This window comes from Aeromonas sp. S2(2024) (assembly GCF_041402505.1).
GTDB classification, from domain to species: Bacteria; Pseudomonadota; Gammaproteobacteria; order Enterobacterales; family Aeromonadaceae; genus Aeromonas; species Aeromonas media.
In genome coordinates this window covers 143,242-157,506 of the sequence record NZ_JBGLRL010000010.1, presented here as the reverse complement: position 1 = coordinate 157,506, position 14,265 = coordinate 143,242, and the positions used below count along the sequence as shown (strand labels likewise).

Annotated in this window: 12 protein-coding genes; 4 read left to right on the top strand and 8 right to left on the bottom strand. The window is 62.5% G+C overall.

The window, feature by feature from the left end; genetic code table 11:
* Window positions 1-18 precede the first annotated feature (18 nt).
* Both ACB039_RS12615 and cra read right to left on the bottom strand, forming a co-directional pair.
* On the bottom strand, window positions 19-1,212 hold the full coding sequence (locus ACB039_RS12615; protein ID WP_139751395.1) for an aromatic amino acid transport family protein: 1,194 nt from the start codon (window positions 1,210-1,212) through the stop codon (window positions 19-21).
* Between the two features lie 303 nt (window positions 1,213-1,515).
* Complete coding sequence (gene cra, locus ACB039_RS12610; RefSeq protein ID WP_180345009.1) at window positions 1,516-2,514, bottom strand: catabolite repressor/activator; 999 nt, start codon at window positions 2,512-2,514, stop codon at window positions 1,516-1,518.
* 306 nt (window positions 2,515-2,820) lie between these two features.
* Between cra and fruB the strand changes: the two genes are divergently transcribed.
* From fruB to fruA, 3 genes are read left to right on the top strand one after another with little or no spacing between them, the layout of a single operon-like run.
* Window positions 2,821-3,921 (top strand): fused PTS fructose transporter subunit IIA/HPr protein, encoded by a 1,101-nt coding sequence (gene fruB, locus ACB039_RS12605; RefSeq protein WP_139751393.1) that lies wholly within the window; start codon window positions 2,821-2,823, stop codon window positions 3,919-3,921.
* Window positions 3,921-4,910 (top strand): 1-phosphofructokinase, encoded by a 990-nt coding sequence (gene pfkB / locus ACB039_RS12600; RefSeq protein WP_371165793.1) that lies wholly within the window; start codon window positions 3,921-3,923, stop codon window positions 4,908-4,910. Before fruB ends, pfkB begins: the two co-directional genes overlap by 1 nt.
* Window positions 4,907-6,643, top strand: coding sequence for a PTS fructose transporter subunit IIBC (gene fruA, locus ACB039_RS12595; RefSeq protein ID WP_182785519.1), 1,737 nt, complete (start codon window positions 4,907-4,909; stop codon window positions 6,641-6,643). Before pfkB ends, fruA begins: the two co-directional genes overlap by 4 nt.
* 72 nt (window positions 6,644-6,715) lie before the next feature.
* Here fruA and ACB039_RS12590 read toward each other — a convergent pair whose 3' ends face one another.
* Entirely contained in the window at window positions 6,716-6,967 is a 252-nt protein-coding gene (locus ACB039_RS12590) for a DUF1289 domain-containing protein (protein ID WP_371165792.1), read from the bottom strand.
* 150 nt (window positions 6,968-7,117) lie between these two features.
* Between ACB039_RS12590 and mltA the strand changes: the two genes are divergently transcribed.
* Complete coding sequence (gene mltA, locus ACB039_RS12585) at window positions 7,118-8,269, top strand: murein transglycosylase A (RefSeq protein ID WP_005329718.1); 1,152 nt, start codon at window positions 7,118-7,120, stop codon at window positions 8,267-8,269.
* Window positions 8,270-8,389: 120 nt separating this feature from the next.
* Here the strand turns inward: mltA and yfaE are convergent, their stop codons facing one another.
* The 5 genes from yfaE to ubiG form a co-directional block, all read right to left on the bottom strand.
* Complete coding sequence (gene yfaE / locus ACB039_RS12580) at window positions 8,390-8,710, bottom strand: class I ribonucleotide reductase maintenance protein YfaE (protein ID WP_041205821.1); 321 nt, start codon at window positions 8,708-8,710, stop codon at window positions 8,390-8,392.
* Window positions 8,707-9,840 carry a class Ia ribonucleoside-diphosphate reductase subunit beta gene (nrdB, locus tag ACB039_RS12575; RefSeq protein ID WP_043131768.1) on the bottom strand — a complete coding sequence of 378 codons (1,134 nt, stop codon included), beginning with the start codon at window positions 9,838-9,840 and terminating at the stop codon, window positions 8,707-8,709. Before nrdB ends, yfaE begins: the two co-directional genes overlap by 4 nt.
* A gap of 83 nt (window positions 9,841-9,923) precedes the next feature.
* Entirely contained in the window at window positions 9,924-12,191 is a 2,268-nt protein-coding gene (nrdA, locus tag ACB039_RS12570) for a class 1a ribonucleoside-diphosphate reductase subunit alpha (protein WP_161507202.1), read from the bottom strand.
* Window positions 12,192-12,730: 539 nt separating this feature from the next.
* Window positions 12,731-13,414: an HAD family hydrolase gene (locus ACB039_RS12565; RefSeq protein WP_371165791.1), complete on the bottom strand. Its 684-nt coding sequence runs from the start codon at window positions 13,412-13,414 to the stop codon at window positions 12,731-12,733.
* Window positions 13,414-14,130, bottom strand: a complete 717-nt coding sequence (ubiG, locus tag ACB039_RS12560; protein ID WP_041205817.1) for a bifunctional 2-polyprenyl-6-hydroxyphenol methylase/3-demethylubiquinol 3-O-methyltransferase UbiG — start codon at window positions 14,128-14,130, stop codon at window positions 13,414-13,416. The genes ACB039_RS12565 and ubiG overlap by 1 nt, the downstream gene beginning before the upstream one ends.
* Window positions 14,131-14,265 lie beyond the last annotated feature (135 nt).

Genomic DNA, 14,265 nt, shown 5'->3' with positions numbered 1-14,265 from the left:
ATTCAAGGCGGGTAAGGATCAGAGCGCGGGCAGCATGCCGAGGCTGACGCTCACCTGGACACCGACGATCAGCACCCCCATGGCGCCGGCGAGACCCAGCGCAACCACGCCGCCCGGAACCCGGTAATGGTGCGCCTCGGCCTGCTTGCGGCTTTGCCACACCAGAGCCACCGGCAGCAGCACCGCCAGCACCGCCAGGGCGATGGCAGCATAACCCAACGCCATGATGAAGCCCTGCGGGAAGTAGAGGGCAAACAGCAGGGGCGGCACGAAGGTGATCATGCCGGTCTGGCTGCGGCCCTGCCAGTTGTCCTTGCGGCGGGTCACCTTGGCCATGAAGTCAAACAGCCCGAGCGTCACCCCGAGGAAGGAGGTGGCGAGCGCCAAGTCAGCAAAGAGATGCATCGCCTGATTGAAGGCGGGCCAGTTCACCAGGTTGCCGACGCTGGCGAGCAGGCTGTCGAGCGCCCCGCCGGTCTGGATCAGGCTCTGCTGGCCGAGCAGGCCCAGGATCGCCACCTGCCACAGCACGTAGAGGATAAGCGGCAGGGCAGAGCCCCACACGAAGACTCGGCGCAACTGCTTGGGGCAGTCGCCGAGGTAGAGCATGACGCTCGGGATGGAGCCGTGGAAACCGAACGAGGTAAAGATGACCGGCAGCCCCGCCAGCAGCAAGCCCTGGCCGAGCGGCATGGAGAGCAGGTGCTGCCCCTCGGCGCGGGGCAGCAGCAGCGCCAGCACCCCTACCATGATCACCAGTTTGACGGTGAACATCAGTCGATTGAGGTAATCCACCTGCTTGGTGCCCACACACACCATGCCACCGAACAGCAGGGTGAAGGCCCAGGCCGCTTGCTCCTGGCTGACGGTGGTGCCCGCATCCGCCAGCGCCTGGGCCAGCAGGCTGCTGCCGCCGCTGATGTAGGCGGAGGCCAGGGAGTAGAACAGCATCAATATGCAGAAGGAGGCGATGCGCTTGCCCCAGGGGCCGAGCAGGTGATCCGCCAGTTGGTGCAGGTACCACTTGCCGGTATTGAGGCTGGCCTCCACCTGCAGCATGGCGGTGAAGGCCATCAGGGCCCAGAGCCCGACCATCAGCGCCAGGGTGGCGGGGCCGCCCAGAGACGAGGAGGCCAGTGGCAGGGCCAGCATGCCGGCGCCTATGGTGGTGCCGGCTATCAGCAGCGTACAACCCAGGGTTTTGGTATTCATGGTGTCCATCCAGATAGAGAAACTGCGTAGTAAAAAAAGCGTGCCAGTGGCGGTGTCAGCCAGGTGCCTCCGGGGGCGGGACCGGAGGCTAGCAATATCGGAGTGGACGCATCGTTACGAAAAATCCGTGGGTTGTAAAAGATGGTTGCCACGTTAACGGATCAAAAAAGTGGAAACAAGCCTGTAAAGGCGGATTTTGTACTGCGAGGTGGCAATAGGTGGAAATAAAAGATGACAGCAGACGGTATTGACTGGTGGAAAAGCGCGCCGGCGTGGCAGGAGAGCGCCGGCACGTGAGGGGCGTCAGCGGCGACGCTTGAGGGTGCGGCTCACACAGTGCAGGCCAGCGCGGTAGTGGCCGTTGATGGCCTCGAAGGCGAGGGCAAGGGCCTGGGCAGCCAGGGCGTCGTGCTGCTGGGGCAGGGAGTTGATGCCAAAGGGGAGGAAGTCCAGCAGCCGATCGTCCCCGAAGGTGGCCATGGCAATCTGGCTCATGTCTGCTTCCTGCTCCAGCAGATAGTCGAGCACCCCCTCCATCAATATGTAGGAGGTGGCGACCAGCGCCTCGGGCAATTGGCCGAGGCGCTGGTGCAGTTCTTTGATCAGGCGATAGCCCTCGGCGCGGGAGAAGTGGGCCCCCTCGCAGACATGGGGTGTCAGCAGGGCGGCGCTGGCGTGGCTGCTCAGCGCCTGCTCGAAACCGGCGCGGCGCTCCTGGCTGATCGTGAGGCCTGGCAGCGCGGTGATCAGGGCCACATGGCGAAGGGTGGCGGTGAGCAGGGAGGCGGTGAGATCGCAGCTCGCCTTCTGGTTTTCACTCGCTACCGTGATGAAGTGGTCGGCGGCCAGGGCCCGATCGATGGCCAGGATTTGCACGCCATGGGCCTGCTGCTCTCGATAGAAAGGATCCGCTGGCGGCAGGCAGCTCGCCACCAGCAGCGCATCCACATGGCGGCTGACCAGCATTCTGGCCAGCTCCTTCTCGGTATCCGGCTCGTCTTCCGAGCAGACGATCAGCAGCTGATAGCCCTGAGCCCGCGCGCCCTGCTCGAGGCGCTTGGCGAGCTTGGCATAGCTGGCATTCTCAAGGTCCGGCAGGATGAAACCCAGGGTCCTGGTCTGGCCGCCGCGCAGGGAGGCGGCGCGGCTGTCCGGCTGATAGTTGTGGGCATGGACCACGGCCATCACCTTGTCACGGGTGGCCTGGCTGATGCGATATTGATCCGCCTTGCCGTTGATCACATAGCTGGCGGTGGTACGCGAGACACCGGCCAGGGCGGCGATTTCATCCAGTTTCATCATATTGGCTCTGTTTGAGTTGCAAGGCCCGCGACGGTTTCAGGTGGGGGCACCGAAAAGTGTGCGCGGGATCATATCATTGAAAAGCACTCTCCGTGGGATCTTGAACAATTGGCTGAAACGATTCAGTCTTAGTGTAAGTGAAACGATTCAGCTTGTCAGTAAGCGATGAATGTTCGACCAGGAAATGCCGAGATGGCCTACCAGGGGGGAGATTCCCGTCTATTGTCAGCAGGCAAATTACCCGAAATCCAAGTTGAGTTGAGCCGGTGTGCCGCGAGGCGAAGCCGGACCTGATGGAGAATCTCTATGTTGAAGTTGGCGCGACAGCAAATCCTGCTGGGACAATCGGTGGCAACCAAGGCGGACGCCATCGCCCTGCTGGCAGGCAAACTGACCGATGCGGGTCTGGTGGAGGCCGGTTATGTGGACGGCATGCTGGCGCGGGAAGCCCAGCACGCCACCTACCTTGGCAGCGGCATCGCCATTCCCCACGGCACCACGGACACCCGTCATCTGGTCAAGAGCACCGGCGTCATGGTGGCCCAGTTCCCTCAGGGGATCGAATGGGACGATGGACAGATTGCCTATGTGGCCATCGGCATCGCCGCCAAGTCGGACGAGCATCTGGGCATCTTGCGCCAGCTCACCCATGTGCTGGGTGACGAGCAGGCTGCCGCTCAATTGAGAGAGGCCACCGATGAAGAGACCATCATCAACATCCTGACCGGTGCAAGTGCGGCGAAAGAGGTGCAATACCTGACCCTGGCGGATTTCCCGGCCGACGATCGCGACCAGCTGCTGCTGGGGGCTGCCGCCCGCGCCAAATCTGCCGGTTGGGGGGAGGCCGCCATGGTGACCTCCCTGCTGGCAAGCGAGCCCGCCTATCTGGGGGAGGGGATCTGGCTGGCCCGTGCGCAAGCGGCCCAGACCGGCTGGGTGCTGGCGACCCCGAGCAGCGCGCTCAGTGCAGGGGCTCTGCCCGTCAGCGCCCTGCTGCTGCTGTGCGCCGCAGATAGCAGCCATCTGCCCCAACTGGAGAACCTGGCCAAGCTTGCCGCCGCCGGTCAGCTTGGGACGCTCGCAGGGAGCGACGGTCTGGCCATGCTGCAGGCAGGTCCGGCGAGCGGTCTCTCCGACACTTTCACCATCATCAACCCCCATGGCCTGCACGCCCGTCCGGGCGCCATGCTGGTCAAGGTGGCCAAGGAGTATGCATCCGACATTCGCGTGGCGAACCTGGATGGCAGCGGTGAAGCGGTCTCCGCCAAGAGCCTGATGAAGGTCATCGGTCTGGGTGTCAAGTGTGGTCACCGTCTGGCGTTTCGTGCCGAAGGGGCCGATGCCGAGGCGGCCCTCAAGGGGATAGGCGAGGCCATTGCCGCCGGTCTGGGCGAGGGGGCGCACTGATGGACATCGTTACCATCACCCTCAATCCGGCGCTGGATCTCACCACCCGTCTCGAGGCGATGAGCCTCGGCGAGGTAAACCTGGTGAGCGAAGCCAACTTGCGCGCCGCGGGCAAGGGGATCAACGTCGCCATGGTGCTCAAAGACCTTGGCCGTGACGTGGGCCTGACCGGCTGGCTCGGGACTGACAATCAGCAGAGCTTCGTCTCCCTGTTTGAAGCGCGGGCCCTGGACGATCATTTCGTGCGCGTGGCAGGCAGCACCCGGATCAACGTGAAGATCTCCGAGCAATCGGGCCGGGTCACGGATCTCAATCTGCCGGGGCTCACCGTGCATCAGGCAGAAGTGGCCGCGCTGGAGGCCGAGATAGAGAAGCTGGCGCCACGCGCCGACTGGTTCGTGCTGGCGGGCAGCCTGCCCAAGGGCGTCGAGCCTGGCTACTGCGCCCGTCTCATCAGCCTGCTCAAGGCCAAAGGCAAGCAGGTGATCTTCGATTGCAGCGGCGCGGCCCTCACCGAAGGGATCAAGGCTGCACCGACCCTGGTCAAACCCAATCTGGAGGAGCTTGAGCAGTGGGCCGGTCGCCCCGTCGAGACCCTCGCCGAGCAGGCCGAGTGTGCCCGTGCCCTGCAGGCCGCCGGGATCCCCCATGTGGTGATCTCCAATGGCGCTGACGGCCTGGTCTGGTTTGGCCCCGATGCCACCTGGCAGGCCATTCCGCCGCGCATGCAGGTGGTCAGCACGGTCGGTGCCGGCGACTCTCTGGTAGCGGGGCTGGCCCATGGCCTCAGCCTTGGCTGGGCGCCGGAGCAGACCCTGCGTCTGGCCACCGCCGTCTCTGCCTTGGCGGTGAGCCAGGTGGCGGTCGGCTTTGACGATATCAAGGTACTCACCCCCTTACTCGAGCTGGTGCGCGTACAGCGTCTGGATGACCTGGCACCGGCTCAATCCAACCCCCTTTCGATGACACACTCAGGAGATGCCCAATGAAAGCAATTCTGGTTACGGCTTGCCCGGCGGGCATTGCCACCAGCTTTCTCGCTGCAAAACGGATAGAACAGCAGGCCAAACTGGCGGGCTGGGAGCTTATCCTCGATGTCGGCTCCAGCGTACAACCTCGCCAGGTTCCCTCGAAAGAGCAGATTGCCGCCGCCGAACTGGTGCTGGTAGTCGCAAGTGCCCCGGTGGATCTCGCCGCCTATGACGGCAAGCGCCTCTATCAGGGCAGCATGGATCTGGCGCTGCAGGATCCTGCCGCCCTGCTGGAGGCAGCCGCGAGCGGTGCCAGCCTCTATCGCCACCAGGCCGCGCCCGCCGTTGCCAATGCCGCCGCCAAGGCGGCCAGCGGTGCCAAGCGCATAGTTGCGGTCACTGCCTGTCCGACCGGGGTGGCCCACACCTTCATGTCGGCGGAAGCGCTGGAGACCATGGCCAAGCAGCTGGGTCATCAGATCCGCGTCGAAACCCAGGGCTCGGTCGGTGCCCAGAACGCCCTGACCGCCGATGAGATCGCCGCCGCCGATCTGGTGTTCCTCGCCACCGACATCGAGGTGGACATGGCCCGCTTCGACGGCAAGCCCGTCTATCGCACCAGCACGGGCGCTGCCCTGAAGAAGACCCGCGCCGAGCTCGACAAGGCCTGGACAGAGGCGAAGACCTATCGTCACAGCGGCGCTGCCGCGGCCAAGAAAGAGGAGAAGGCCGGCCCCTACAAACACCTGCTGACCGGTGTCTCCTTCATGCTGCCCATGGTGGTGGCCGGTGGTCTCATCATCGCGCTCTCCTTCATCTTCGGTATCGAGGCGTTCAAGGAAGAGGGGACGCTCGCGGCGGCCCTGATGAAGATCGGCGGCGGCTCCGCCTTCGCCCTGATGATCCCGGTACTGGCCGGTTACATCGCCTACTCCATCGCCGACCGTCCGGGTCTCGCCCCCGGCATGATTGGCGGTATGCTGGCCAGCTCGCTCGGCGCCGGTTTCCTCGGCGGCATAGTTGCCGGTTTCCTCGCCGGTTACAGCGCCAAGTACCTGAGTGACAAGGTGCGCCTGCCGGTGACCCTGGAAGCGCTCAAGCCCATCCTCATCATTCCGTTGGTGGCCAGCCTGTTTACCGGTCTCGTCATGATCTACGTGGTGGGCGGCCCGGTGGCCGGCATCATGAATGCCATGACCGAGTTCCTGAACAACATGGGCTCCGCCAACGCCGTGCTGCTGGGTGTCATCATCGGCGCCATGATGTGCTTCGACATGGGTGGCCCGGTCAACAAGGCGGCCTATGCCTTTGGGGTCGGCCTGCTCGCCTCCAAGACCTATGCCCCCATGGCTGCGGTGATGGCCGCCGGCATGGTGCCGGCCCTGGGGATGGGGATCGCGACATTCCTGGCCAGCAAGAAGTTCATCAAAGCGGAGCAGGAAGCGGGCAAGGCCTCCTTCGTGCTGGGTCTGTGCTTCATCTCCGAGGGGGCCATCCCGTTTGCGGCCAAGGATCCGATGCGGGTCATCCCGGCCTGCATGGTGGGTGGTGCCCTGACCGGTGCGCTCTCCATGCTGTTCGGCTGCGAACTGGTGGCGCCCCACGGTGGCCTGTTCGTGCTCTTCATCCCGAACGCCATCAGCAACGTGCTGATGTATATCGTGGCGATTGCGGCGGGATCGCTGTTGACCGGCGTCTCCTACGCCATGCTCAAGCGCGGCGAGGAGCAGGCCAAGCTGGCAACGGCCTGATTGACGTCCATCCGATGAATGACAAGGCGGCCTGTAGGCCGCCTTTTGTTTTGGTGGGGTGCAGGGAAGGGGTTAAAAATCCCAGCCGGGCTGTGCTTGCGGTTCGCTGGGGGCACCTTCCTGTGCCTTGCGACGAGCGGCCTCGACCCGTGCCTTGCGGTTGCGGCACAGGCGCATCACCTCCTGCTGCTGGGCCGGGGTCATGGCGAGCCAGTTGAAGCGCTCTTCCCGACTGCGCAGGCACCCCTTGCAATATCCCTTGTTGTTCACTTCGCAGATCCCGACGCAGGGGCTCGTCAGGGGGAAGATTTCGAGCTGTTCCATCCACGCCCTCTCACATCTTGTCACCTTGTTATAACCCAGAAGATCCCCTTTGGAGAAATAGGGCGTCCGGGGGTGGATGGCGTTTGCTTTCCCCCGGCAAATTTGGCATCTTCCCCGCCGTGCAAGACGCTCGGTGTTATATGAGGACATATGAATAAACATGCGTACTGGCTGGCCGCCGCCGTGGTCGGGTTGGCCGGTTGTGCGGGCAACCCTGAACCGGTCAAGGTGCCCCAGAAGAAGGCGGGATCCGGATGTTTTCTGAACTGCGAGGTGCCGGAGAATCTGGGCAAGCAGTATCTGGATGGTGCCCTGCCAGGGGATCTGGTGCGGGTGGAGCGCGTCAACAGTCGCCAGCGTGCCGACTACAGCAAGTTCGGCCCCCAGAGTCGGCTGGTGCTGGAGCGCTCCGGCAAGATGACCCGTCGTTATGGTGAGCTCTATCGCCAGCTTTCCCGCTGGGTGGCCAATGGCGGTGATCCTGCCTACATCACCCAGTACGGTATCAGCCTGGCCCAGCTCGGCGGCGCCGATCGCATGGGCAACGTGCTCTTTACCGGCTACTACTCGCCGGTGCTGGAAGTGCGCCACCGCCCGGATGCCAAGTACAAGTACCCCATCTATGCCATGCCCAAGTGCGGTGGCCGTTGCCCGAGCCGTGCCGAGATCCACCAGGGAGCGCTGGCCAACCGGGGGCTGGAGCTGGGTTACAGCAAGTCTCTTATCGACAACTTCCTGATGGACGTGCAGGGTTCAGGCTTCGTGCACTACGGGGATGACGACCGGCTGCAATACCTGGGTTACAGCGGCAAGAACGGCCACGGCTACGTGAGTATCGGCCGGGTGCTGATCGACCGGGGAGAGGTGCCCAAGGAGCAGATGTCCATGAAGGCCATCAAGGAGTGGGCCAACAGCAAGCCGGAGGAGAGCGTCAAGGAGCTGGTAGAGCAGAACCCGTCTTATGTCTTCTTCGAACGTCGCCCCACCAATGATGTGATCGGCGCCGCCGGCATTCCGCTGCTGCCACTGGCGGCGGTGGCGGCCGACAAGACATTGCTGCCGATGGGCACGCCCATCCTGGCTGAGGTGCCGCTGCTCGACAAAGCCGGCAACTGGACCGGCAAACACCAGTTGCGGCTCTTGATCGCATTGGATGTGGGCGGCGCGGTGAAGAGAGGACACCTGGATCTCTACCACGGCATGGGGGAGAAGGCCGGTATGGCCGCGGGTCACTACAAACACTTTGGCCGGGTCTGGAAGCTGGGCCTGCACCACGGGCCGACCGCCGCCCCCTGGCTGTGATCCTTTGATGGTACGGGCGTCTGCACAGGGCGCCCTTAAGAGAAGTTCAAGAAGCAAAAAAGCCGCCGGATTTGCTCCGGCGGCTTTTTATTGGCTGTGATTTGCCAGCCCGTAGTGGCGTCAGCCCTTCTGGATGTCCAGCCGGATGGCACCCACCGGCTGGCAGCAGCAGGGCAGGCACTCTCCCTGCGAGACAAACGCCAGCGGCACGGCGGCGTAGTGCACCGAGCCTGCCAGCAAGGGCGTGCGGCAAGCGCCGCAATAGCCGCTGCGGCACTGGAACTCCACGTGATGACCGTGGCGCTCCAGAGTCTCCAGCACGCTCTCGCCGGGATGGGCGTGCAGCACGCCATCCTGGGTATGCACCCGTGGCGAGCCTGCTTCGCTCTGCGCGGGGACCGCGTGCGGGGCAGGGGTCAGCGTGCCGGTGGCATCACTCACAGCTCGAAGTCACCCAGGTCGTCTGCGTGCACTTCGCTGTCGATCTGGCCGACCAGATAGGAGCTCACCTCCACTTCCTGGGGCGCCACCTGCACGTTGTCGGAGGACAGCCAGGTGTTGATCCAGGGAATGGGGTTTTGCTTGGCACCAATGAAGGCGGGTTGCAGGCCGACCGCGCTCATGCGCAGGTTGGTGATGTACTCCACGTACTGGCAGAGGATGTCCTTGTTCAGGCCGATCATGGAGCCATCCTGGAACAGGTACTCGGCCCACTCTTTCTCCTGCTCGGCTGCTTCCTTGAAGATGTCGAAGCAGGCTTGCTCGCACTCGGCGGCAATCTCGGCCATCTCGGGATCGTCCAGGCCATTGCGCATCAGGTTCAGCATGTGCTGGGTGCCGGTCAGGTGAAGGGCTTCATCGCGGGCGATCATCTTGATGATCTTGGCGTTGCCTTCCATCAGTTCGCGCTCGGCGAAGGCAAACGAACAGGCGAAGCTGACGTAGAAGCGGATCGCCTCCAGGGCATTGACGCTCATCAGGCACAGGTAGAGCTTCTTCTTCAGGCCGCGCAGGTTGATGGAGACCTCGCGGCCCGCCACGCGGTGGGTACCTTCACCGTGCAGGTGGTAGAGCGCGGTCGCCTCGATCAGATCGTCGTAGAAGTGGCTGATGGAGCCGGCACGCTTGAGGATCTGCTCGTTGGTCACGATGTCGTCGAACACCTGCCCCGGGTTGTTGACGATGTTGCGGATGATGTGGGTGTAGGAGCGAGAGTGGATGGTCTCGGAGAAGGCCCAGGTCTCGATCCAGGTCTCCAGCTCCGGGATGGAGACCAGTGGCAGCAGCGCCACGTTCGGGCTGCGACCCTGGATGGAATCCAGCAGGGTCTGGTACTTCAGGTTGGAGATGAAGATGTGCTGCTCATGGGGTGGCAGGGCCTGATAGTCGATGCGATCGTGGGACACATCCACCTCTTCCGGACGCCAGAAGAAGGAGAGTTGCTTCTCGATCAGTCGCTCGAAGATGTCGTGCTTTTGCTGATCATAACGGGCCACGTTGACCGACTGGCCGAAGAACATCGGCTCCTTGAGCTGGTCGTTTTGGGTCTGGCAGAACGTTGAATAAGCCATGGTGATTTGAATGTCTTGAATGAGAGGAGACAGGAGGGCGGGAGCTTCATGCTCCCGCCCGGTTCATCAGATCGTGCAGCGACTTATATTTTACAAGCCCCGCCGGCGCAACCGTCGTCTTGCAGATCGGTCTGGGCATCGTCCGCACCATCACGGGTGTTGTGATAGTAGAGGGTCTTGAGGCCGTATTTGTAGGCGGTCAGCAAGTCCTTGAGCAGCTGCTTCATCGGGACCTTGTTGCCTTCGAAACGGGCCGGATCGTAGTTGGTGTTGGCGGAGATCGCCTGATCCACAAACTTCTGCATGATGCCGACCAGCTGCAGGTAGCCATCGACGCTCGGCTGTTTCCACAGCAGTTCGTACTGATCCTTCAGGCGGTGATACTCGGGCACCACCTGCTTGAGGATGCCGTCCTTGGAGGCCTTGACCGACACCAGGCCGCGCGGCGGCTCGATGCCGTTGGTGGCGTTGGAGATCTGGCTGGAGGTCTCGCTTGGCATCAGGGCGGTCAGGGTGGAGTTGCGCAGACCCACGGTCTTTATCTCTTCACGCAGGGTTTCCCAGTCCAGATGCAGCGGCTCGTTGCACAGCACATCGAGATCCTTTTTATAGGTATCGATGGGCAGGATCCCCTGAGCGTAGGTGGTCTCGTTGAAGGCCGGGCAGGGGCCGAATTCGCGGGCCAGCTGCACGGAGGCCTTCAGCAGGTAGTACTGGATCGCCTCGAAGGTACGGTGAGTCAGCGCCAGACCGGAACCGTCGGAGTAGCGGGCACCGTTCTTTGCCAGGTAGTAGGCGTAGTTGATGACGCCGATCCCCAGGGTGCGGCGGTTCATGCTGCCCTTCATCGCAGCCTTGAGCGGGTAGTCCTGATAGTCGAGCAGGGCATCCAGGGCGCGCACGGCGAGATCCGCCATCTCTTCCAGGTCTTCCAGCTTCTCGATGGCGCCGAGGTTGAAGGCAGACAGGGTGCACAGGGCGATCTCGCCCTCTTCGTCATCCACGTTGTTGAGCGGCTTGGTGGGCAGCGCAATCTCGAGGCAGAGGTTGGACTGACGCACCGGCGCCACGCTCGGATCGAACGGGCTGTGGGTGTTGCAGTGATCCACGTTCTGGATGTAGATGCGACCGGTGCCGGCGCGTTCTTGCATCATCAGGGAGAAGAGATCCACCGCCTTGAGGGTCTTCTTGCGAATGCTCGGATCCTGCTCGTATTTGACGTAGAGCTGCTCGAACTTGTCCTGATCCGCGAAGAAGGCGTCGTACAGACCCGGGGCATCGGACGGGGAGAACAGTGTGATGTCGCCGCCCTTGATCAGGCGCTGGTACATCAGCTTGTTGATCTGCACGCCGTAGTCCATGTGACGGACCCGGTTCTCTTCCACGCCGCGGTTGTTCTTCAGTACCAGCAGGCTTTCCACCTCGGTGTGCCACAGGGGGTAGAACAGGGTGGCGGCACCGCCGCGCACGCCGCCCTGTGAGCAGCACTTCACGGCAGTCTGGAAGTATTTGTAGAAGGGGATGCAGCCGGTGTGGAATGCTTCGCCGCCACGGATGGGGCTGCCGAGACCCCGGATGCGACCGGCGTTGATGCCGATGCCGGCACGCTGGGAGACGTAACGGACGATGGCGCTGGCGGTGGCATTGATGGAGTCCAGGCTGTCATCGCACTCGATCAGCACGCAGGAGCTGAACTGACGGGTCGGGGTGCGCACGCCGCTCATGATGGGGGTCGGCAGCGAGATCTTGAAGGTCGAGACCGCATCGTAGAAGCGCTTGATGTAGTCCAGGCGGGTATCTTTCGGATACTTGGAGAACAGGCAGGCCGCCACCAGGATGTAGAGGAACTGCGGGCTCTCGTAGATCTCGCCGGTGACCCGGTTCTGCACCAGGTACTTGCCTTCCAGCTGCTTGACCGCCGCGTAGGAGAAGTCCATGTCACGCCAGTGATCCAGGTAGCCGTTCAGCTCCTCGAATTCGGCCTGGGTGTAGTCGGTCAGCAGGTGCTTGTCATACTTGCCCATGTCCACCAGACGGGCGACGTGCTGGTAGAGGTGGGGCGGCTCGAACTGGCCGTAGGCCTTCTTGCGCAGGTGGAAGATGGCCAGACGGGCGGCCATGTACTGGTAATCCGGGCTCTGTTCGGAGATCAGGTCAGCAGCGGCCTTGATGACGGTTTCGTGGATGTCGGCGGTACGGATACCGTCATAGAACTGGATGTGGGACTTGAGCTCCACCTGGGAGACCGACACGTTGTCGAGCTTCTCGGCGGCCCAGTCGAGCACACGGTGAATTTTATCCAGATCGATGGGTTCTTTGTGGCCGTTACGCTTCGTCACAAACAAGTTCATTGGCTGATGACCTTTAGTTGATTCCCGAAAAACCATGGCGCCACGCATCCAGGGCGCCATTCTCGATGGTGGCCTGGGGGCGAAGTGCGCCATGAATCACAAGATATAGTGTTATTTTAAATTCGAACTACAAGATAGTGAGGTCGACACCGCATTGCAATCTGTGGATAACGCATTAGCTGTGGATAAATTGTGGGTGTTCGGGCCCGAGTTAGTGACTGCTCACAGTGAGTGGGTTTTCATCCGTCCGATCCGGCAAATGCAAGTCTGATGATCGAACATGGAAAATTTAAATAACTTTTTTTGCTTGCGAAAGGAGGGGGTTTTTACTAGCAAATTCAGCCTGGTTATCCCTTGTGCAGCCTGGGTCAAAAGCTGTCCGATCCCCGTTGGCACACGGTTGTCACCACCTCGAAAAAGGGGGCACATCAGCGCCCCCTGTCATGACCATAGCGTGGCTCCAGGAGTGAGCGTCGTGCTCATCTGGCCACCCCATGGCGTTAAAGTTGCCCCGATGATCCACCTATGCCGTGCCGTGTTCAGGTCAGTTCGTAGCGCAGCCAGTGGTGCAACGCCTGCACGGTGTCAAACTGCAGATCTGCGCCCCAGTCGGCGGGATCCTCGTCATCGCTCAGATAGCCCCAGCCCGCCACCGCAGTGCGCATGCCGGCGTTGCGTCCCGCCTCGATGTCACGCACGTGATCCCCCACGTAGAGGCAATGGGTGGCGTCGACGCCCAGTTGCTCGCAGGCAAAGTACATGGGGGCAGGGTCTGGCTTGCGCACCGGCAGGGTATCGGCACTGACCGTCACGCCGCAGCTGGCAAGCTCGGGCAGGGCGGCCAGCAGCGGCTTCGTGAGAAAGCCCGGCTTGTTGGTGACGATGCCCCAGGGCAGCTTCTTCTCATCGAGCCATTCGATGAGATCCAGCATCCCCTCATAGGGGCGGGTGCCGACACAGAGGTTGGCCGCGTAATGGTCGAGCAGGGCGGTGCGCAGGCGGCTTGCACCCAGCTCTTCCAGCAGATCCTCCCCCAGGCCTGCCTTGAGCAACCCGAGCGCCCCGTGGGAGGTGGTCTGGCGGATGATGGCTTCGGGCAGCGGGGCAAAGCCTTCGCTCACCAGCACATGGTTGACTGCGGCGCCGAGATCAGGGGCCGTGTCGAGCAGGGTGCCGTCGAGATCGAACAGCACGCAGCGCAGGGGGGCCTTGTCGGTGCTCATCAGCCTTGCTCCGGGCGCGCGAACGCCACCATGTAGTTGACGTCGACGTTCTTGCCGAGTTTGAAGCTGTTGGACAGCGGCGCGTAGTGAACGCCGCTCATGTCCCGTACCAGCAGGCCTGCGGCTTCCCCCATGCGACACAGCTCGGCGGGCGTGATGAACTTTTTGTGGTCGTGGGTACCCTTGGGCACCATTTTGAGCAGGTACTCGGCCCCCAGGATCATCATCAGGTAGGCTTTCGGGTTGCGATTGATGGTAGAGACGAACACCTTGCCGCCCGGTCGTACCAGGGTGGCGATGGCGCGCAGTACCGAGGCGGGATCCGGCACGTGTTCCAGCATCTCCATGCAGGTGACCACGTCATACTGGCCCGGGGCCTCGGCGGCATGAGCTTCGGCGGTCATCTGGCGATATTCGAGCTCTACACCCTGCTCCAGGGCATGAAGGCGGGCAACCCCGAGGGGCTCTTTGCCCATGTCGATGCCGGTCACACGAGCCCCCCGGCGGGCCATGCTCTCGGAGAGGATGCCGCCGCCGCAGCCGATGTCGAGCACGCGTTTGCCAAACAGGCCGCCGCTCTTGTCGGTGATCCAGTCAAGGCGCACCGGGTTTATCTGATGCAGGGGTTTGAACTCGCCCTCCATGTCCCACCAGCGGGAGGCGATGGCTTCAAATTTGGCGATTTCTGTCAGATCGACATTGGCATCACTGTTCATTTTTCGATGATCCTGTGGCAGGGCGCGCAGCGGGCAGGGCGCGCGCAATCTATTGTCCTGGCGGGCATTATAACGGACGGACTTGGTCACACCAGCCCGACGTGCTACCCGGATTTGTGGCTTAAGGTATTTGGC